This window comes from Vibrio ponticus, assembly GCF_009938225.1.
Lineage (GTDB): Bacteria > Pseudomonadota > Gammaproteobacteria > Enterobacterales > Vibrionaceae > Vibrio > Vibrio ponticus.
Genome location: NZ_AP019657.1, coordinates 499,060 through 519,892 on the forward strand (window position 1 = coordinate 499,060; position 20,833 = coordinate 519,892).

At 46.1% G+C, this 20,833-nt stretch carries 20 protein-coding genes; 13 read left to right on the plus strand and 7 right to left on the minus strand.

The annotated features are described in order from the left end of the window. Nucleotides 1-98: 98 nt before the first annotated feature. Entirely contained in the window at nucleotides 99-1,388 is a 1,290-nt protein-coding gene (locus GZN30_RS02205; protein WP_075650508.1) for a citrate synthase, read from the minus strand. 397 nt (nucleotides 1,389-1,785) lie between these two features. Between GZN30_RS02205 and sdhC the strand changes: the two genes are divergently transcribed. From sdhC to sucD, 8 genes are all read left to right on the plus strand, one after another. Continuing rightward, nucleotides 1,786-2,178 (plus strand): succinate dehydrogenase cytochrome b556 subunit, encoded by a 393-nt coding sequence (gene sdhC, locus GZN30_RS02210; protein WP_075650506.1) that lies wholly within the window; start codon nucleotides 1,786-1,788, stop codon nucleotides 2,176-2,178. Continuing rightward, entirely contained in the window at nucleotides 2,172-2,516 is a 345-nt protein-coding gene (gene sdhD, locus GZN30_RS02215; protein WP_075650504.1) for a succinate dehydrogenase, hydrophobic membrane anchor protein, read from the plus strand. The genes sdhC and sdhD overlap by 7 nt, the downstream gene beginning before the upstream one ends. Further along, nucleotides 2,517-4,283, plus strand: a complete 1,767-nt coding sequence (gene sdhA, locus GZN30_RS02220; RefSeq protein ID WP_075650502.1) for a succinate dehydrogenase flavoprotein subunit — start codon at nucleotides 2,517-2,519, stop codon at nucleotides 4,281-4,283. A gap of 14 nt (nucleotides 4,284-4,297) precedes the next feature. After that, on the plus strand, nucleotides 4,298-5,008 hold the full coding sequence (locus tag GZN30_RS02225; RefSeq protein WP_075650500.1) for a succinate dehydrogenase iron-sulfur subunit: 711 nt from the start codon (nucleotides 4,298-4,300) through the stop codon (nucleotides 5,006-5,008). 103 nt (nucleotides 5,009-5,111) lie between these two features. Continuing rightward, the gene (gene sucA / locus GZN30_RS02230; RefSeq protein ID WP_075650498.1) at nucleotides 5,112-7,967 is read left to right on the plus strand and encodes a 2-oxoglutarate dehydrogenase E1 component; all 2,856 of its coding nucleotides are present in this window, start codon (nucleotides 5,112-5,114) and stop codon (nucleotides 7,965-7,967) included. Nucleotides 7,968-7,978: 11 nt separating this feature from the next. After that, on the plus strand, nucleotides 7,979-9,184 hold the full coding sequence (odhB, locus tag GZN30_RS02235) for a 2-oxoglutarate dehydrogenase complex dihydrolipoyllysine-residue succinyltransferase (RefSeq protein ID WP_075650496.1): 1,206 nt from the start codon (nucleotides 7,979-7,981) through the stop codon (nucleotides 9,182-9,184). 197 nt (nucleotides 9,185-9,381) lie between these two features. Continuing rightward, entirely contained in the window at nucleotides 9,382-10,548 is a 1,167-nt protein-coding gene (sucC, locus tag GZN30_RS02240; RefSeq protein WP_075650494.1) for an ADP-forming succinate--CoA ligase subunit beta, read from the plus strand. Then, a complete protein-coding gene (gene sucD / locus GZN30_RS02245) occupies nucleotides 10,548-11,420 on the plus strand; it encodes a succinate--CoA ligase subunit alpha (RefSeq protein ID WP_075650492.1) in 873 nt (290 codons plus the stop codon). The genes sucC and sucD overlap by 1 nt, the downstream gene beginning before the upstream one ends. 295 nt (nucleotides 11,421-11,715) lie before the next feature. Here sucD and GZN30_RS02250 read toward each other — a convergent pair whose 3' ends face one another. Beyond that, the gene (locus GZN30_RS02250; protein ID WP_075650490.1) at nucleotides 11,716-11,994 is read right to left on the minus strand and encodes a hypothetical protein; all 279 of its coding nucleotides are present in this window, start codon (nucleotides 11,992-11,994) and stop codon (nucleotides 11,716-11,718) included. Between the two features lie 642 nt (nucleotides 11,995-12,636). Here GZN30_RS02250 and GZN30_RS02255 point away from each other — a divergent pair. Beyond that, complete coding sequence (locus GZN30_RS02255) at nucleotides 12,637-13,155, plus strand: GNAT family N-acetyltransferase (RefSeq protein WP_075650488.1); 519 nt, start codon at nucleotides 12,637-12,639, stop codon at nucleotides 13,153-13,155. On the opposite strand, the gene GZN30_RS02260 is transcribed toward GZN30_RS02255, so the two are convergent. After that, the gene (locus GZN30_RS02260) at nucleotides 13,103-13,402 is read right to left on the minus strand and encodes a DUF3301 domain-containing protein (RefSeq protein WP_075650486.1); all 300 of its coding nucleotides are present in this window, start codon (nucleotides 13,400-13,402) and stop codon (nucleotides 13,103-13,105) included. The genes GZN30_RS02255 and GZN30_RS02260 overlap by 53 nt on opposite strands. 17 nt (nucleotides 13,403-13,419) lie before the next feature. Further along, the gene (locus GZN30_RS02265; RefSeq protein ID WP_075650484.1) at nucleotides 13,420-14,457 is read right to left on the minus strand and encodes a DUF3549 family protein; all 1,038 of its coding nucleotides are present in this window, start codon (nucleotides 14,455-14,457) and stop codon (nucleotides 13,420-13,422) included. Between the two features lie 77 nt (nucleotides 14,458-14,534). Here GZN30_RS02265 and GZN30_RS02270 point away from each other — a divergent pair, with 77 nt between their 5' ends. Together GZN30_RS02270 and truC are read left to right on the plus strand one after the other, a co-directional pair. Beyond that, nucleotides 14,535-14,849 (plus strand): YqcC family protein, encoded by a 315-nt coding sequence (locus tag GZN30_RS02270; protein WP_075650482.1) that lies wholly within the window; start codon nucleotides 14,535-14,537, stop codon nucleotides 14,847-14,849. Continuing rightward, on the plus strand, nucleotides 14,850-15,575 hold the full coding sequence (gene truC, locus GZN30_RS02275; RefSeq protein ID WP_075650480.1) for a tRNA pseudouridine(65) synthase TruC: 726 nt from the start codon (nucleotides 14,850-14,852) through the stop codon (nucleotides 15,573-15,575). A gap of 87 nt (nucleotides 15,576-15,662) precedes the next feature. Here the strand turns inward: truC and dxs are convergent, their stop codons facing one another. Genes dxs through xseB form a run of 3 tightly spaced genes read right to left on the minus strand, consistent with a single transcriptional unit; the run spans nucleotide 15,663 to nucleotide 18,699 of the window. Beyond that, nucleotides 15,663-17,528 carry a 1-deoxy-D-xylulose-5-phosphate synthase gene (dxs, locus tag GZN30_RS02280; protein ID WP_075650478.1) on the minus strand — a complete coding sequence of 622 codons (1,866 nt, stop codon included), beginning with the start codon at nucleotides 17,526-17,528 and terminating at the stop codon, nucleotides 15,663-15,665. Between the two features lie 20 nt (nucleotides 17,529-17,548). Further along, nucleotides 17,549-18,433: a (2E,6E)-farnesyl diphosphate synthase gene (ispA, locus tag GZN30_RS02285; RefSeq protein WP_075650476.1), complete on the minus strand. Its 885-nt coding sequence runs from the start codon at nucleotides 18,431-18,433 to the stop codon at nucleotides 17,549-17,551. A 23-nt stretch (nucleotides 18,434-18,456) separates the two neighbouring features. After that, complete coding sequence (gene xseB / locus GZN30_RS02290) at nucleotides 18,457-18,699, minus strand: exodeoxyribonuclease VII small subunit (protein WP_075650474.1); 243 nt, start codon at nucleotides 18,697-18,699, stop codon at nucleotides 18,457-18,459. Nucleotides 18,700-18,982: 283 nt separating this feature from the next. Here xseB and pomA point away from each other — a divergent pair, with 283 nt between their 5' ends. Continuing rightward, nucleotides 18,983-19,747: a flagellar motor protein PomA gene (gene pomA, locus GZN30_RS02295; RefSeq protein ID WP_075650472.1), complete on the plus strand. Its 765-nt coding sequence runs from the start codon at nucleotides 18,983-18,985 to the stop codon at nucleotides 19,745-19,747. Nucleotides 19,748-19,756: 9 nt separating this feature from the next. Further along, nucleotides 19,757-20,704, plus strand: coding sequence for a flagellar motor protein MotB (locus tag GZN30_RS02300; protein WP_075650470.1), 948 nt, complete (start codon nucleotides 19,757-19,759; stop codon nucleotides 20,702-20,704). Nucleotides 20,705-20,833: the final 129 nt, after the last annotated feature.

The following is a 20,833-nucleotide window of genomic DNA, read 5'->3' on the forward strand; positions in this document are numbered from 1 at the left end:
CCGCATCCCGCATCCCGCATCCCGCATCCCGCATCCCGCATCCAAAAAGAAAGGGCTGACGTTTCACGGCAGCCCTTTGCTTTTCTATGCTCTATCGCCTATTCACGCTCATGTAGAGGGCGGAACTCGCGCTGGTCTTCACCAGTGTATAGCTGACGAGGACGACCGATACGGTTAGTCGGGTCGCTGTGCATTTCGTTCCAGTGTGCAATCCAGCCGATAGTACGAGACATGGCAAAGATTACAGTAAACATTGATACTGGAATACCGATCGCTTTCAGAATGATACCTGAGTAGAAGTCTACGTTCGGGTACAGTTTCTTCGATACGAAGTATTCGTCAGACAGAGCAATACGCTCAAGTTCCATTGCAACATCTAGCAGTGGATCTTGGATGTTTAGCTCAGTCAGAACCTCATGACATGCTTCACGCATTACGGTTGCGCGTGGGTCATAGTTCTTATACACGCGGTGACCAAAGCCCATTAGACGGAATGGGTCGTCTTTGTCTTTCGCACGCTCAACGAACTCTGGAATGTTTTCGACACTACCGATTTCTTCCAGCATCTTCAGACACGCTTCGTTAGCGCCGCCGTGCGCAGGTCCCCACAGTGATGCGATACCCGCTGCAATACATGCAAATGGGTTAGCACCAGAAGAACCAGACAGACGTACTGTTGACGTTGATGCGTTTTGCTCGTGGTCTGCGTGTAGTGTGAAAATTTTATCCATTGCACGTGCAACAACAGGGTTCACTTCATATTCTTCACATGGGTTAGCAAACATCATGTGTAGGAAGTTTTCCGCGTAGTTTAGGTCGTTGCGTGGGTAGATAAATGGCTGACCAATTGAGTACTTGTAACACATGGCAGCCAGAGTCGGCATTTTTGAAATCAGACGATAAGCCGCGATCTCACGGTGTACGTCATTGTTGATATCAAGTGAATCGTGGTAGAAAGCTGCTAGAGCACCAACCACACCACACATAACCGCCATAGGGTGTGCATCACGGCGGAAACCGTGGAAGAAGCTAGCAATCTGCTCATGCACCATCGTATGACGAGTTACCGTCGTTTTGAACTTCTCGTATTGCTCACGGGTTGGGGCTTCACCGTAAAGAAGAATATAACAGACTTCCAAATAATCCGCGTTATTCGCTAATTGATCGATAGGGAAGCCTCGGTGCAGTAGTACACCTTTGCCGCCATCGATGTAGGTAATCTGAGATTCACAAGATGCAGTGGCAAGAAAACCTGGGTCAAAAGTAAAGTGGCCTGTTGCCCCAAGTTTGCGAACATCAATTACGTCAGGACCAATAGTCCCTTCCATAATTGGCAGCTCGACCGGCGCTTGACCTTCAATATGAAGGGTAGCTTTCTTTTCCGCCATAACAATCTCCTTTGTTTATTATTTAATCCATCCAGGATGTTTGTGTGCCATTTTTGTACGTCTGTTCGTTAACAAAGTCAATTTTTCTCCTCTGATGTGTGCTCTTGTTATGATTTTTTGCGTACATTAAGTTAAAAATCTGTTCTGTGTAGCAAAAATTGTTACGCTAATTGTATTAGAATGTTGCCAACCGTATATTGGTGGCGTGAAATCTGGGAGAAACCTAATAAATTCAAGGATTGAAAGAATTATCGTCTATTTTCTTAAGCCTTGATGTTAACAATTTGTTTACAATTAACTCGTTTGCTTTTGTTGGGTTTTGTTATCGGAATGTTATAATTTTAAAGGGTTCAGCTTCCAAGTTTCGTCAATAACTATAAATGCTCTAGTGAGCTGAGTGAGCAAGCCCGTGAAAGAAAGAAAGTCAAGACCTGTAAACCTAGACTTGCAAACCATACGCTTTCCGATCACTGCTATCGCATCTATTCTTCACCGAGTTTCCGGTGTGATCACGTTTGTAGCAGTCGGTATCCTGTTATGGTTGCTGTCTTTATCTCTATCATCTCCTGTCGGATATATGAAAGCTGTCGATATTGTTGATGGCTGGTTTTTCACGTTTATCCTGTGGGGAATCCTAACCGCTTTGGCCTACCACATTGTGGGTGGCGTTCGTCACTTGTTGATGGACCTAGGCTATTTTGAAGAGCTGGACACTGGCGCGATGAGCGCGAAGGTTTCATTTGGTGTTACAGCTGTGCTGTCTCTATTGGCGGGGGTATTGGTATGGTAAACCACGTTTCATCATTTGGTCGTAATGGTGTGCATGATTTCCTATTGATTCGTGCAACTGCAATCATTATGACGTTATACACGATTTATCTAGTGAGCTTTGTGGCTTTTGCTGATATCTCGTACGCATCATGGAGCCAGTTTTTTGCTGGTAACTTCACCAAAGCATTCACAATGGTCGCACTGACTTGCGTGTTGATTCACGCTTGGATCGGTTTGTGGCAGGTGCTGACTGACTACATCAAGTGCACTAAGTTGCGCGGTGGTTTGCAAGTCGGCGTAGTCGCGCTATTGCTTGGCTACTTCTTCTCTGGTCTGTTTATTCTGTGGGGTGCGTAAGTGTCTATTCCAGTTCGTGAATTCGATGCCGTGGTAATCGGCGCAGGCGGTGCAGGTATGCGTGCCGCTCTACAAATTTCAGAGCAAGGTTTAACTTGTGCTCTACTTTCAAAAGTTTTCCCTACACGTTCGCACACGGTATCAGCACAAGGCGGTATCACGGTAGCGTTAGGTAACTCACACAAGGATGATTGGCAGTGGCACATGTACGACACCGTAAAAGGGTCGGACTACATTGGTGACCAAAATGCGATCGAATACATGTGTAAGAATGGTCCTGAGTCGGTAATCGAACTTGAAAAAATGGGTTTACCATTTTCACGTTTTGACAACGGTTCAATTTACCAACGTCCATTTGGTGGTCAGTCTAAAGAGTTTGGTGGCGAGCAAGCGGCACGTACGGCTGCGGCTGCTGACCGTACTGGTCACGCATTGCTGCATACGTTGTACCAGCAAAACGTGAAACACAAAACGATGATCTTTTCCGAGTGGTATGCACTGGATTTGGTGAAGAACCAAGATGGTGCCGTGGTCGGTTGTACCGCTATCTGCATGGAAACGGGTGAAATTGTTTACTTCAAATCAAAAGCAACCATCCTTGCTACGGGCGGTGCTGGTCGTATTTACGCATCGACAACCAATGCACACATCAATACTGGTGATGGTGTTGGTATGGCTCTGCGTGCTGGCGTACCGATGCAAGATATGGAGATGTGGCAGTTCCACCCTACGGGTATTGCGGGAGCCGGTGTACTGGTGACAGAAGGCTGTCGTGGTGAAGGTGGTTACCTACTTAACAAAGATGGCGAGCGCTTTATGGAGCGTTACGCACCAAACGCGAAAGACTTAGCTGGTCGTGACGTTGTTGCACGTTCAATGATGATTGAGATCCGTGAAGGTCGCGGCTGTGATGGTCCATGGGGTCCACACATTAAACTGAAACTGGATCACCTAGGTAAAGAAGTGCTTGAGTCGCGTCTGCCAGGTATCTGTGAGTTATCTCGTACCTTTGCGCATGTTGATCCAGTGAAAGAACCGATTCCAGTTATCCCAACTTGTCACTACATGATGGGTGGCGTGCCAACACAGGTTTCAGGTCAAGCGATTAAGCAAACAGCAGACGGTGGCGATGTCGAAGTTCAAGGTCTATTTGCTTGTGGTGAAATCGCGTCTGTATCGGTGCATGGTGCTAACCGTCTAGGTGGTAACTCACTACTTGATTTGGTGGTATTTGGTCGTGCAACTGGTTTACACCTTGGTGAAACACTTGCGGCACAATCTGAAGCACGCCCTGCGTCTGAGTCAGATATCGAAGCGTCGTTGGCACGTACAATGCGTTGGGAGAATAGCGCAAGCGGTGAAGACCCATTCCAAATTCGTAAAGATCTGCAACAGTGCATGCAGAATAGCTTCTCGGTATTCCGCGAAGGCGATGCAATGGCTACCGGTCTAGAAGAGTTGAAAGTGATTCGTGAGCGCTTAAAAGAAGCGCATCTATCTGACAAGTCGAAAGAGTTCAATACTCAACGTATTGAGTGTCTAGAACTAGACAACTTAATGGAGACTGCTTTCTCAACTGCGGTTGCGGCTAACTACCGTACAGAAAGCCGTGGCGCACATGCTCGCTTTGACTTCCCTGAGCGTGATGATGAGAACTGGCTATGTCACTCAATCTATAACCCGGAAACGGAACAGATGTCGAAGCGTGATGTCAACATGACACCTGTGCATCGTGATGCGTTCCCGCCGAAAGTTCGTACGTACTAAGGGAGGAATAAAAAATGAAACTTAACTTCTCTTTGTACCGCTATAACCCTGATGTTGATAACAAGCCTTACATGAAAGACTACACGCTTGAGGTCGAGGAAGGTTCCGATATGATGGTGCTTGATGCACTTATCCTATTGAAAGAACAAGACCCTAGTATTGCGTTCCGTCGTTCATGCCGTGAAGGTGTTTGTGGTTCAGATGGTTTGAACATGAATGGTAAAAATGGTTTGGCATGTATCACCCCGCTTTCTGCTCTGCAGGGCGATAAAATCGTGATTCGTCCACTGCCTGGATTACCAGTCGTACGTGATCTGATTGTCGATATGACTCAGTTCTACGATAACTACGCGAAGGTGAAACCATTCTTGATCTCTGATGGCGTGATGCCGCCGTCACGTGAGAATCTACAAATGCCAGAAGATCGTGCGCATCTTGATGGTTTGTATGAATGTATCATGTGTGCATGTTGTACCACTTCATGCCCATCGTTCTGGTGGAACCCTGATAAATTCATCGGACCTGCTGGTCTATTAGCCGCTTATCGTTGGCTAATTGACAGCCGAGATACGGCAACTGATGAACGATTGTCCGATCTCGACGACGCATTTAGTGTTTTTCGTTGCCATGGCATCATGAATTGTGTAAGTGTTTGTCCTAAGGGACTAAATCCTACGAAAGCAATTGGTCACATCAAGTCGATGTTGGTGAATCGCTCGGTTTAGTGAACTGATAAAATTGCCGCTATTCAATTTCGGGTAGCGGCCTATTCAATAGAAGCGCGGCATAGACCGCTGCAAACGTGAAAACTACTGGTTAAGGGAAAATATGCACAACGGTGTGATGAAGGCATGGCTCGAGTCTTCACACTTGGCAGGCGCAAATGCGACATACGTAGAGGATCTCTACGAATTGTATCTCAGTGACCCCGATCTGGTAAGTGAGGAGTGGATTCGTGTATTTGATGGTTTGCCAAAACCATCGCAAGATGTGGTGGAACAACCGCACTCACGTGTCCGTGATTACTTCCGTCGACTCGCTCAAGAAACAAAGCATTACAATGTCCAAGTTAGTGACCCCGACGTCGATGCTAAACAAGTAAAAGTTCTACAGCTGATCAACGCGTACCGTTTCCGCGGTCATGAAGCAGCTGATCTTGATCCTCTAGGTCTATGGAACCGCCCTACGGTGGCAGAGCTAGACCCTTCCTTCCACAATCTCAACGATGATGACTTAGAAGAAACATTTAACGTTGGCTCTTTTGCGATTGGTCAAGAGACCATGAAGCTAAAAGACATCTATTCCTCATTGAAGAAAATCTACTGTGGATCGATCGGTGCTGAGTACATGCACATGACCGACACAGAACAGAAACGTTGGATCCAACAACGTTTAGAATCTGTGGTTGGTCAACCGACATTTACTGCAGAAGAAAAACGTGACTTTCTAGAAGAGCTAACAGCAGCGGAAGGCCTTGAGCGCTATTTGGGTGCAAAATTCCCTGGTGCAAAACGCTTCTCTCTAGAAGGTGGTGATGCGCTAATCCCAATGACTAAAGAACTGATTCGACATGCTGGTAAGAGCGGTATGCGTGAGGTGGTTATTGGTATGGCTCACCGTGGTCGCTTAAACATGTTAGTTAACGTGTTGGGTAAAAAGCCGCAAGATCTGTTTGACGAGTTTGCCGGTAAACATAGTGATTCTTGGGGTACGGGCGATGTTAAGTATCACCAAGGCTTCTCGGCAGACTTCGCGACACCGGGTGGTGATGTTCACTTAGCATTGGCGTTTAACCCATCGCACCTAGAGATTGTAAACCCAGTAGTGATTGGCTCGGTACGTGCGCGCCAAGATCGCCTTGGCGATAAGAATGGCAGCACAGTACTACCAATTACGATTCACGGTGACTCAGCGGTGGCTGGTCAAGGTGTGGTTGCTGAGACATTTAACATGTCACAATCGCGTGGTTACCGTGTAGGTGGTACGGTTCGTATCGTAGTGAATAACCAAGTTGGTTTCACAACGTCGAATCCGAACGACACGCGTTCAACCATGTACTGTACTGATATCGCTAAGATGGTACAGGCACCTATCTTCCACGTGAATGCGGATGATCCAGAGGCAGTGGCGTTTGTTACACGCATTGCACTTGATTACCGTAATGAATTTAAGCGTGATGTCGTGATTGACTTGGTTTGTTACCGTCGTCATGGCCACAACGAAGCGGATGAGCCAAATGCGACTCAACCGTTGATGTATCAAAAAATCAAGAAGCATCCAACGCCACGTAAGCTCTATGCTGACGTTCTGATTGAGCGCGGTGATAACGACATTGAGACGGCAACAGCGCTAATCAATGATTACCGTGACGCATTAGACCGTGGTGAAGTGGTGGTTAAAGAGTGGCGTCCAATGGCTTTACATTCAGTAGACTGGTCTCCATATCTAGGTCACGACTGGGATACACCTTGGAATAGTCAGTACGACAAAGATCGCCTAGTTGAACTCGGTAACCGTCTATGTCAGTACCCAGATAGTCACAAGCTACAAAGCCGAGTTAACAAGCTTTACAACGATCGTCTATCAATGATGAGCGGTGAGAAAGCGGTTGATTGGGGTATGGCAGAAACCTTGGCTTACGCGACCTTAGTTGATGATGGTAAGCGCATTCGTATTTCAGGTCAGGATTCTGGACGTGGTACTTTCTTCCACCGTCATTCAGTACTGCACAACCAATCTGATGCGAGCACCTATATTCCTCTAGCGAATATTCATGATAAGCAGGGACCTTTCCAAGTGATTGACTCAGTGCTGTCTGAAGAAGCGGTATTGGCGTTTGAATATGGCTACGCAACGGCTGAGCCGAGTGGTTTAACCATTTGGGAAGCGCAGTTTGGTGACTTTGCCAACGGCGCACAGGTTGTGATTGACCAATTTATCTCCTCTGGTGAGCAAAAGTGGGCACGTTTGTGTGGTCTAACAATGCTTCTGCCACATGGTTATGAAGGTCAGGGCCCTGAGCACTCCTCGGCGCGCCTAGAGCGTTATCTACAGCTTTGTGCTGAGCAGAATATGCAGGTGGTTGTTCCATCAACACCAGCTCAGGTGTATCACATGATTCGTCGTCAAGTTGTGCGTCCAATGCGTCGCCCACTGATTGTGATGTCACCGAAATCACTGCTACGTCACCCATTATGTGTTTCAAGTTTAGAAGATTTATCGGACGGCACGTTCTTACCTGCAATTCCAGAAATTGACCCATTGGAAGAAAGCAAGGTGAAACGCGTAGTGTTCTGTTCTGGTAAGGTTTATTTCGACCTGCTTGAACAACGCCGCAAGAACGAGCAAGACGATGTTGCTATCGTGCGTATCGAGCAGCTTTACCCATTCCCATTGGAAGAAGTGAAAGAAGCGATTGCTCAATACACCAATGTTGAAGATTTTGTCTGGTGCCAAGAAGAGCCACAAAACCAAGGCGCTTGGTACTGTAGCCAGCATAATTTCCGCGCTGCTATCCCAGCGGGCGCTGATCTTAAGTATGCAGGCCGCCCAGCTTCAGCATCTCCGGCGGTAGGTTACATGTCGGTACACTTGAAACAACAAAAAGCGTTAGTAGAAGACGCTTTGACCACTGGTTCTAATACATCAGATTCGAAAACCTCAGATAAAGAACTAGAAGCATAAGGAAGATAGAAATGACAATTGAAATTCTGGTTCCAGATTTACCTGAATCAGTTGCAGACGCAACCGTCGCTACATGGCACAAGCAACCGGGTGACACGGTTGAGCGTGATGAAGTTCTTGTAGATATCGAAACCGATAAGGTTGTACTTGAAGTTCCTGCTCCAGAAGCAGGCGTTTTAGAAGCCATTATTGAAGAAGAAGGTGCGACAGTACTTTCTAAGCAGCTAATCGCTAAGTTGAAGCCGGGTGCCGTTGCTGGTGAACCAACAACAGATACCACTGCTGAGACCGAGGCATCGCCAGACAAGCGTCATAAAGCGGCATTAACAGAAGAGAGCAACGATGCGCTAAGCCCAGCGGTTCGTCGTCTACTTGCTGAGCATGGTCTAGAGGCTTCTCAAGTGAAAGGCTCTGGTGTTGGTGGTCGTATTACTCGTGAAGATGTCGAAGCGCATTTAGCTAACGCGAAATCGAGTGCTAAAGCAGAAGAGCCAGTGGCGCAAGCTCCAGCAGCAGCGCGCAGCCAGAAACGTGTGCCAATGACTCGTCTACGTAAGACAGTGGCAAACCGTCTTCTAGAAGCGAAGAACAGCACCGCAATGCTAACCACGTTTAACGAAGTGAATATGAAGCCAATCATGGATCTTCGTAAACAGTACAAAGACCAATTCGAAGATCGTCACGGTATTCGTCTTGGCTTCATGTCTTTCTACGTGAAAGCGGTAACGGAAGCACTCAAACGCTATCCAGAAGTGAACGCGTCGATTGACGGTGATGACATTGTTTATCACAACTACTTCGATATCAGCATGGCAGTGTCTACGCCACGCGGTCTCGTGACTCCAGTGTTAAAAGACTGCGACACATTAGGCTTTGCTGACATTGAAAAAGGCATCAAAGAGCTAGCGATCAAAGGTCGTGATGGCAAGCTAACGGTTGATGAGTTGATGGGCGGTAACTTCACTATCACTAACGGTGGTGTATTTGGCTCGTTGATGTCAACACCAATCATTAACCCGCCACAATCAGCTATCTTGGGTATGCATAAGATCCAAGATCGTCCGATGGCTGTGGATGGCAAGGTAGAAATTCTACCAATGATGTACCTAGCTCTATCTTACGACCACCGTTTAATCGATGGTCGCGAGTCAGTGGGTTTCTTAGTAACGATTAAAGAGCTACTAGAAGATCCAGCGCGTCTGTTATTAGACGTTTAATATCGCTAAAACGTCGAGTTGTCTTGGATGACTCGACGCCTTTAGCTCACGGGGCTAGACTGGCTCAACTGTCTGGCCTTCATTTGAATCGTATTGCGATTGATATGAGAAGACCCTACAGACGTGTAAGCAGAGTTCTACTGCAACGTTAATGGAAATTATAAATCCCTTAAGGGAAGAACAAACGGAATATCAAAATGAATTTGCATGAATACCAAGCCAAACAGCTGTTTGCAGAATTCGGTTTGCCTGTGCCGGAAGGTTACGCTTGTGATACCCCACAAGAAGCGTTCGAAGCAGCAGGTCGCATTAGCACAGAGAAGAAAGTCGTTAAGTGTCAGGTACACGCTGGTGGCCGCGGTAAAGCGGGTGGCGTTGAATTGCATGACACCAAAGATGGCGTGAAAGAATTTGCTCAAAAGTGGCTAGGTAAAAACCTAGTAACTTACCAAACAGATGCCAATGGTCAGCCAGTGTCTAAAATTTTGGTTGAAGAAGCATCTGACATTGCTAACGAGCTTTACTTGGGCGCGGTAGTTGACCGTTCGACTCAGCGCATCGTATTCATGGCATCGACAGAAGGTGGTGTGGAAATTGAGAAAGTGGCAGAAGAAACGCCAGAGCTCATCCACAAAGCCGCTATCGATCCGCTTGTTGGTCCACAGGCTTACCAAGGTCGTGAACTGGCATTCAAACTTGGTCTTAAAGGTGACCAAATCAAACAGTTCGTGAAGATCTTTGTTGGTCTTGGTGAAATGTTTGCTCAATATGATCTAGCACTACTTGAAATCAACCCTCTGGTTATCACTGGAGCAGGTGATCTACTGTGTCTAGACGGTAAAATTAATATCGACTCTAACGCACTTTACCGTCAGCCAAAGCTGCGTGAGATGCACGATCCTTCACAAGAAGATGAGCGCGAAGCACATGCAGCGCAATGGGAGCTTAACTACGTAGCTCTGGATGGCAGCATCGGCTGTATGGTTAACGGCGCAGGTCTGGCGATGGGTACGATGGATATCGTAAACCTACATGGCGGTCAACCGGCAAACTTCCTTGATGTAGGCGGCGGCGCAACTAAAGAGCGTGTTACTGAAGCCTTCAAGATCATCCTATCTGACAGCAATGTGAAAGCGGTACTGGTTAATATTTTCGGCGGCATCGTTCGTTGTGACCTGATTGCAGAAGGTATCATTGGCGCTGTTGAAGAAGTTGGCGTTGAAGTACCAGTCGTTGTTCGTCTGGAAGGTAACAATGCACCGCTAGGCTCGCAGAAACTGGCTGAAAGTGGTCTAAATATCATCGCTGCAAACTCTTTAACTGAAGCAGCAGAAAAAGTAGTTGCGGCAGCGGAGGGCAAATAATGTCAGTACTAATTAATAAAGATACTAAAGTTATCTGTCAGGGTTTCACAGGTGGTCAAGGTACGTTCCACTCTGAGCAAGCTATCGCTTACGGCACACAAATGGTTGGTGGTGTATCACCAGGCAAAGGTGGTCAAACTCACCTAGGTCTACCAGTGTTTAACACGGTACGTGAAGCGGTAGAAGTGACCGGTGCAACTGCATCAGTTATCTACGTTCCTGCGCCTTTCTGTAAAGATGCAATCCTTGAAGCCATTGATGCTGGCGTGAAGTTGATTGTGACGATCACAGAAGGTATCCCAACACTTGACCTGTTGGACGTAAAAGTACGTCTAGACGAAGCGGGTGTTGTGATGATTGGTCCTAACTGTCCAGGTGTTATTACGCCGGATGAGTGTAAGATTGGTATCATGCCGGGTCATATCCACAAGAAAGGTAAGGTGGGTATCGTATCGCGCTCTGGCACATTGACTTATGAAGCCGTTAAGCAGACTACCGACGAAGGTTTTGGTCAATCGACTTGTGTTGGTATCGGTGGTGACCCAATTCCGGGCTCAAACTTTATCGACATCTTAAAGCTATTCCAAGAAGACCCAGAGACAGAAGCGATTGTGATGATCGGTGAAATCGGTGGTACAGCGGAAGAAGAAGCAGCTGCATTTATCAAAGACAATGTGACTAAACCTGTGGTTTCTTACATTGCAGGTGTAACGGCGCCTCCAGGTAAGCGTATGGGTCACGCTGGCGCGATCATCTCTGGTGGTAAAGGTACTGCTGAAGATAAATTCGCGGCTCTTGAAGAAGCCGGTGTTAAGACGGTTAAGTCTCTAGCCGACATCGGTAAAGCGCTTCGCGAAGTGACCGGTTGGTAATTTCGCTGCAATAAAAGAAGATCAAAGGCTCAGCTTCGGCTGGGCCTTCTTTTTTGGCGACGAGCTGCGCTCTTGGATGCGGGAACGCAAAGCTGAGGCTTTGCTTGGGGAACACGAATCAGAGATTCGTTTACGGAGTTGGGAACGTGAAGCTAAAGCTTCACTTCGGGATAAGTTTGCGGCAGAAAATGTTGTAGATGCCGTTGCTGGGTGTAACGATAATCCGTAATCCGTAATCCGTAATCCGTAATCCGTAATCCGTAGTCAGCGCATTGGCGCTGAATGTTCCAATCTATTACAGCTTCGCTTCAATCGCAGCCAGTCGTTGCTGCAGATCTTTTACCTGCGCTTCCAGTTCAGTGATGCGGTCTGGTTGCGGTTTACTCTCAGCCGAGACTTCAATTTTTGGTACACGTTGAGAGTTTTTCCAGCTTTTAATCGTACTGATAAGAGCCGGCATAGGAATTGATGTTTTTAATCGTGCTTTGACCAAAGCAACGGTTGGCTCTTTGCCTTCTTGAACCAGTGTCTCAATAACCTGTTCTAACTCTTGGCTAACATCTTTAGTAAGCATTATCTTTCCTTGTGAGTTTTATAATCGGTAAACCGGATCTGGTTCTAATTTTACCGCCTTATATTAGCTATGGCGAATGGTAAAAATGGTAGTTTCGTGTAAGAGATTAACCATTCTGCATGTAAGTTAATGTCCATGGTGTAAATTGTTGATTGTTTTTAGCTTTCAATAACCATTTGAAAAATATGAAAATACGATATGCGTCATTTGTTCTTACAAATGAAGATATGCGAGATAGATCATTGTTTGAAATGGATTTTCAGTTACATTGTGCGTTCAAAAAAGAGCCTTATTTATAAGGTTAACATTAAGGAAACTGTGACTTTAGTTGGTTTTGCTAAAGTAACGCAGCGGCTATTGATTAGGAAATAGCCATTAAGGATGATAGACGAATGGATTCAAAGGGCGCTCGCCTAAGCTATTCTATTCCCAGATTTTTAATCTCTGGCTACCACCTATCTTTATTAAAATAAAAATTAAACGCGATTTACCTTAGCTTTTCTAGCTTAGGTTTTGCTATACGTCGGCTAACGTATCGGCTTATATATGCAAACTATTGAACAATCTCAAATGGTTTGTTTATACATTTTTTATTGAGAAGTGAAGAGCTTAATTTAAGTTTGCTGAAAGCAAGGAAGATTTGTGACTATCGCAACTCGACGCGTATTATTAGTACCTTATAATGACTCGTTATTATCTGACTTTGTGGTACTTAACTGCTGTGTGAAAAACCGTGCGCAAATGAACGGTCCATACACTGTGTCTAAAGCTAGAGAAGTATTTCAAAGTATTCTAAGTGACAACACTCGTTATACCCGAGCGGTGTTAGATAATTTTACTCGTGAATATATTGGTCATATTTCCATTCACGATATCGCCACTGAACCTGAATTAGTATTTATCTTTGATAAGGCTTATTGGGGGCAGGGTATTGCAACTGAAGCTTTAGGTGCTTTTTTCACTAAAGCAATGCGAGATTTAAATTTAGCCTCAGTGAGAGCGACGGCAAATGTCGATCATTTTGCCTCTATCCGCATTTTAGAGAAACTTGGGTTTGAAAAAAAAGGTCTCAACAGCGACGCTTATGGACCTTTCTATGAATTTCAATTTACATCCGATGAGGCGGTAAATGAAAATGAACTACTTGAAAGCCTATCATAGTTAACTCACCTTGATAGCAATCATCACCAAGTGACGAAAATTCAAATTGATAGACCGTATGCCAACGCCAGACTCCGTCTGGCGTTTTGATTTTATGGGCTTTTAAAGCGGTACTAATTAACTGCAGATCGAGTTGGTCACATTTGCGTTGGATAGCAAGTTTAGCCAGTTCAGATTGGCGTCGTTGCTGCCAAAACAACATACAAACTAGACAAAGAAGTAAAATAGCCAACAAATCCGTGATCATGTTTATTCGTCACCAGTTTAAGCTTTGGCTGCTTGTTGTAAATTTATCAACGCATTGGCTAATTCTGCTGATGGCGATGAATGGAGTAAAGGCAGCAGAACCATACGCAGTTCAGGCAGCATGACTAAGTCCGCGAACAGTTGGTTAAATAAATTTTGGTTACCCGTCTGGGCAAGACGCAGTAAGAATTGTTCGGCAATATCAGCGTTAGCCAATAAGTGCCAACAACGTCCGGCAACACCAATCAGAATTTCTTGGTGGCTGAGGCGTGGGCTAGCTAACACTTGCTCTAAAATGGGTAATGCGATTTTATGATTAGCTCCCGCTAGTGCGCGAGTCAGAGCGGAGAGAAGAAACAGATCCGGCTCATTACTGTCAATTTGTGCCTGCGCCAATTCAGCGATACGTTGAGCAAGCTTATCGGTTAGCTCTGTATGCTCAAGAGCACCAAGTAGAGCGTAGAGCGGTTCAGAGGGTAAACTAGGCAGGGCTTTACGTAGCTCTACGCCATTTTGCTCTGTGCCAAGACGTGCGGCGATATCAGTGATCCCCTGTAACCCGACCGTTTGCCAGTTTTGCCACCCCAAACCACCTTTAAAGTAGTGTTGGGCATGTTCGTAATACTGGCTGCATGGCAGGTCTAAATCGGCGCGAATTTGGCTGTGGAATACTGCCATCTTGTCTTCTGATGGTTTGAAAGTGTAAGGGTTATTCGCCAGCTTTTGTTGCTGCTCCTCACTCATATCCTGATTCAAGCGTGTTCCCATCGCTTCGACGACAAACTTGATAAAGTTACCTACATCAGCTTGTTTTAGTAGACCTCGTTCATCGAGTTCAAACTTTAAAAACCAAATCCAAGGTTGCTTAGCTTCATTCCAATAGGCAATCGCCATATGTGCTTTGCGCTGCAGAGGATAAGGGTATGGCTGCTGACCTTTCTCGATCTGTTCAAAGACTTGATTATCGATAGTCTTAATACGACGACCTAAATCGAAGATCTTAAATGTACAGTCACTGTTGCGTAGCAGTTCGCTCAGGGTATGAATGGTATCCATGGGAGACTTTTCCTAACTTTCTTTCCCTTATAAATGGTACTCTATAGGCCAATTTCAAGGTCAACGACAAAAGATAAATGAAACAGGATACTTCGCTCACGGTTTTACTTAACCAGCTTGAGCAACAACTTCGCGAGGTAGAGTTGTGGCAAGATATGCCGCCATCTGCACAGGCACTTGCGAGCGAGCAACCTTTCGCCATTGATACGTTAGAGCCACATGAATGGCTGCAATGGATCTTCTTGCCTAAAATGCGTCAGTTGATCGAAGCAGAGCTTTCGCTACCGCAAGGTTTTGCCATTGCGCCATATTTTGAAGAGTGCTGGAAACAGCATACTCACTATGTATCCGTTATTACGGTGATTCGCCAGATTGATTCAGAGGCAGCTTAAGTGTTAGACATCGTTTATCAGGATGAGTATTTTGTTGCGGTGAACAAACCAGCGGGAATGCTGGTGCATCGCAGTTGGCTGGATAAGCATGAAACCCAGTTTGTGATGCAAACCCTGCGTGATCAAATTGGTCAGCATGTATTCCCTCTACACCGTTTAGATAGACCAACCTCGGGTGTATTGATTTTTGCGTTATCGAGTGAAATTGCTGCGCAAGTGATGCCCATGTTTGCCAATCATGAGATGAAGAAAACCTATCATGCAATTGTACGTGGTTGGATAGAAGAGGCGGGAACGCTGGATTATCCATTAAAAGTCGAGTTGGATAAAATTGCCGATAAATTTGCCAGCCAAGAAAAAGAAGCTCAAGAAGCGGTAACGGATTATCGTCCGTTGGCTAAAGTAGAAATACCACACTCAACAGGGCGTTTTCCAACTACTCGCTACTGTATGATGGAGTTAAACCCTCATACCGGGCGTAAACATCAACTGCGTCGCCACATGGCTCATCTACGCCACCCTATGGTGGGTGACACCACCCATGGTGATGGCAAGCACAACAAGCTATTTCGTGATGTGTATGACTCACACCGTTTATTGTTACACGCAACAAGCTTAGAGTTTGTCCATCCATTTAGCGGTGAGACATTAGTAATTACCGCCGGTTTTGATAACACTTGGCATCGTCTGTTTGAGCAGTTTGAGTGGCAAGAGCCGCAGGTTTAGCCCAGATTTATCACTACATTGAAACACGAGATAAAAACAAAGCCCTCAATTGAGGGCTTTGTCGTAGTGAGTGATTGCACAAGAATATTATTTGCTTAAGTAGTCGCGAATTGACTGCTCAATGCCTTTTGCATCAAGACCGAGTTCTTGGTGCAATTCTTGTTGTGTGCCTTGAGCAATAAAGCGGTCAGGTAGACCGAGATTAAGCACAGGCTTAATGATCTTCTCTTGCATCATAAACTCAACGACACCCGCACCCGCACCGCCAGCAATGGCATTTTCTTCCAGCGTAACAAGCACATCATGATCTGCCGCAAGTTGTTTGATTAGCTCATGATCGAGTGGTTTAGCAAAGCGCATGTCAGCCACGGTAGCATTGAGCACTTCTGCTGCCTCTAGGGCATTTGGCATAAAGGTACCAAAGTTTAGAATGGCCACTTTTTCACCTTGACGCATCATACGACCTTTACCAATTTCAAGTGCGGTAAACTCTTGCTCAATCGGTGTACCCATGCCACTACCACGAGGGTAACGAACGGCGCTAGGTCCGGTATGGTTGTGGCCAGTGTAAAGCATTTGGCGACACTCATTCTCGTCACTTGGTGTCATGATCACCATGTTTGGAATGCAGCGCATAAAGCTAATATCAAACGCGCCTTGGTGAGTTTGACCATCGGCACCGACCAGACCTGCGCGGTCAATAGCAAACATCACGGGTAAGTCCATAATGGCAACATCATGGATTAATTGGTCGTAGCCGCGCTGCAAGAATGTTGAGTAGATTGCAACGATAGGGCTATTACCCGCAATCGCCATACCTGTTGCAAGCGTTACCGCATGTTGCTCTGCAATGGCAACGTCGAAGTATTGTTCAGGGAACTCTTTCGAGAAACGAACCATACCTGAGCCTTCACGCATTGCTGGTGTTATCGCCATCAATTTAGGATCTTGGGCGGCCATATCACAAAGGAAGTCACCAAAGATCTTTGAGAAGGTCGGTTTGCTACTGCTCGTTTTTGGCAGACTCGAGTGGCTTGGGTCGAATTTAGGCACGGCATGGTAACCAATCGGATCTTTCTCCGCTGGTTCATAGCCTTTACCTTTCTTAGTCATGATATGCAGGAACTGCGGACCTTTAAGTTCACGCATGTTCTTAAGAGTTTTGACCAACTCAATCACATCATGACCATCAACTGGACCAATGTAATTAAAGCCAAGCTCTTCAAACAGAGTTCCAGGGATCACCATGCCTTTCAGATGCTCTTCAGTGCGGCGTACCAGTTCTTTAATCGGCGGAACGCCAGAGAGTACGCGTTTACCACCTTCTCGTATTGAGGTGTAGAAGTTGCCTGATAGCAGTTGAGCAAGATGGTTGTTTAGCGCGCCAACGTTTTCTGAAATCGACATTTCATTATCGTTGAGAATCACTAGCATATCTGGGTGAATGTCACCAGCATGGTTCATGGCTTCAAATGCCATGCCTGCGGTAATCGCGCCATCGCCAATCACACTGACCACTTTACGGTTTTGATTCTCTTTGTGAGCGCTAATCGCCATGCCTAGAGCGGCACTGATCGACGTGGATGAGTGACCGACCGATAGCGTGTCGTATTCACTCTCTTCGCGCCACGGAAATGGGTGTAATCCACCCTTTTGGCGGATAGTTGGCAACTGTTCGCGGCGACCGGTTAAAATTTTGTGTGGGTAAGCTTGATGACCTACGTCCCAAATGAGTTGATCAAACGGCGTGTTGTAGACGTAGTGAAGCGCTACGGTTAATTCAACCGTACCTAAGCCTGAAGCCAAGTGACCAGTCGATTGGCTTACTGAGTTTAAAAGGTAAGTACGTAACTCATCACACAGCTTTGGCAGCATATCTTTCGGTAGGCTACGCAGCTCAACTGGCGTATCTGCCAGTGCTAGTGTTGGGTACTTTAAAATATCAAGAGTCATAATTATGCGCGCTTGTTTTGTTAGTTTTTGCGCTCGACGACGTATCGGGCGAACTCTTCCAGTAATTCAGTATTGTATGGTATCGCATCCAGCGCTTGAAGCGCTTCGTGTAACAGATTGTTAGCTTTCTCAATCGCACCCTCTAATCCTAGCAGAGCTGGGTAGGTGCTTTTGTTTAGCTCTTGGTCTGAGCCTTGCGGTTTACCTAACGTTTCGGTATCGCTAATGATATCAAGAATGTCGTCTTGCACTTGAAACGCCAAACCAATCGCATCGGCGTATTTGTCGAGTAATGGCATTACAGCGATACCTTTATCGCCAGCTGCCAGTGCGCCAAGTCGAATCGCACACTTCATCAATGCACCGGTTTTATTGCGGTGAATTTCTTCAAGTTCCTGCAAATCCACACTGCGATTTTCGGCTTGAAGGTCGAGAGCTTGCCCCATACACATGCCCGCAGCCCCAGAGGCTTCTGCCAATGACTTGACCATTTTTATACGCGTTGCTTCGGCATTTGGATTCAACTGACCATCGGCAAGAATAGTAAACGCAAGTGTTTGTAGCGCATCACCGGTAAGAATGGCGGTTGCTTCATCAAACTTGATATGGCAAGTCGGTTGACCACGACGCAGCTCGTCGTCGTCCATTGCAGGTAAGTCATCATGAATCAAAGAATAGGCATGGATACATTCTACCGCTGAAGCAGGAGTATCAAGATCTTCGACTTTGCAGCCAAGCATTTGTCCAGTGATATACACCAAGAATGGACGCGCGCGTTTGCCTCCGAGCAGCAAGCCATAACGCATGGCATCGATGAGCGGCTGATTTTGATGAGGAAGCTGGCTAAGCCACCATTCCAATTGTTGGTTGTTTCGTTGCTGGAACGAGATTAATGCCTCAAGCATAGAGCGATCTTCTAACAATATTATTATTCAGGCTGCTGAGTGAATTCAGACAGTGGAGCATTATCATCATTTTGCAACAAAATGCTAACACGTTGCTCGGCGTCATTGAGCTTAGTTTGGCCTGCGCGAGCTAAAGAGATGCCACGTTCGAACTTTTTTAGTGCCTCATCTAATGCTAGGTCACCATTTTCGAGATCTTCAACAATTGAATCCAACTCTTCGATGGTTGCTTCAAAGGTCATATTTTCTGGTTTCTTGCTCGCCATAATTTTACTAGTTTTGGAAAGATGCACGAAAGTTACCTTAGCACTGAATGATGGTCAAATTTAACCGAGTAAAATTGTCAGAAAAATCGAGTTTGTTCGGTGTAATTACGCTTTTATTCTGCCTTACGCATCAGCTTTTGCTGACACAACCATGGAATATTGCCTAATTGGGTATGGTTTTAGGGAGTTTGTGAGAGTGATACCAATAAAAAAGCTAAAGATTCATTAAGCCTGCCGATATAATTCCAAAGATAGAGTAATAAGTTAGCATGAGGAGTGCTGTGTGGATTTAGCTACCCTTTTGGGCCTAATTGGCGGCTTCGCTTTCGTTATCATGGCAATGGTCCTAGGCGGAAGTATTGGGATGTACGTAGACGTTACATCCATTTTGATCGTTGTTGGTGGCTCAACTTTTGTAGTATTGATGAAATTCACCATGGGACAGTTTTTTGGTGCGGCTAAAATTGCCGGCAAAGCTTTTATGTTCAAAGCGGATGAACCAGAAGACCTGATTGCTAAGATTGTCGAAATGGCAGACGCTGCTCGTAAAGGTGGTTTCCTTGCTTTAGAAGAGATGGAAATTTCCAACAGCTTTATGCAAAAAGGTATCGACCTGTTAGTGGATGGTCATGATGCTGACGTGGTGCGCTCAGCACTGCAAAAAGATATCGCCTTAACCGATGAGCGCCACGAGAAAGGTGCTGGTGCGTTCAAGGCATACGGTGACGTAGCTCCCGCGATGGGGATGATCGGTACTCTGGTGGGTCTGGTTGCTATGCTATCGAACATGGATGACCCTAAAGCGATTGGTCCTGCGATGGCGGTAGCGCTTCTGACGACTTTGTACGGCGCGGTGTTATCTAACATGGTGTTTTTTCCGATCGCAGATAAGTTGTCGCTGCGTCGTGAGCAAGAGAAGCTAAACCGCCGTCTAATTATGGATGGGGTATTAGCGATTCAAGATGGTCAAAACCCCCGTGTAATCGACAGTTACTTGAAGAACTACCTCAACGAGGGTAAACGTTCACTCGACATCGACAACAGTTAAGGTTGAGTTATGGATGAAGATAACGATTGCAAATGTCCGCCACCCGGTGCCCCCTTGTGGATGACAACCTTCTCTGACTTGATGTCGCTGTTGATGTGTTTTTTCGTACTGCTCCTTTCGTTTTCGGAAATGGATGTACTGAAATTTAAACAGATCGCGGGTTCAATGAAGTTTGCCTTCGGGGTACAAAACCAGCTCGAAGTGAAAGACATCCCTAAGGGTACCAGTATTATTGCGCAAGAGTTTCGCCCTGGTCGCCCAGAGCCAACACCGATTGACGTGATTATGCAGCAGACGATTGATATTACTCAGCAGACGCTCGACTTTCATGAAGGTGAGTCTGATCGTGCGGGTGGTACTCAGCGTGACCAAGGTAAGTTAACCGGTGGTCAGTCACCAGAAACTTCGACGCAAAAGAATCAAAACTCAGATTCAGACCAAGAAAGGCAGCAGCAAGCCCAATCCACAGAAGAGATGGAAACGTTAACTGAGAGCATTAAGAAGGCGCTCGAGCGTGAAATCGACCAAGGTGCGATTGAAGTGGAAAACCTCGGACAACAGATCGTGATTCGAATTCGCGAGCAGGGTGCTTTCCCTGCCGGATCGGCTTTCTTACAGCCTAAGTTCCGCCCATTGGTGCGCCAAGTGGCAGAGTTGGTCAAAGATGTGCCAGGTATTGTTCGCGTTTCAGGTCATACTGATAATCAGCGGTTAGATTCGGAGCTTTACCGTTCAAACTGGGATCTCTCTGCTCAACGGGCTGTTTCTGTTGCTCAAGAGATGGAAAAAGTGCGTGGATTCTCGCATCAGCGTCTGCGTGTACGGGGTATGGCAGATACTGAGCCGCTGGGACCTAACGATACTGAGCTACAGCGTTCACGAAACCGACGAGTTGAAATTAGCATTATGCAGGGTGAGCCACTTTATAGTGAAACGGTCCCTGTAACGCAGAACTAGTGCCGAATTCAAGCTAAACTATAAGACGAGCATCACGCTCGTCTTTTTTATGCTCTTTTCATCATGTATAATCTTGCGCCCTTAAGGTCCTGTGTGCCATGTTTACCAAATTGAACCGCACATAAGTGA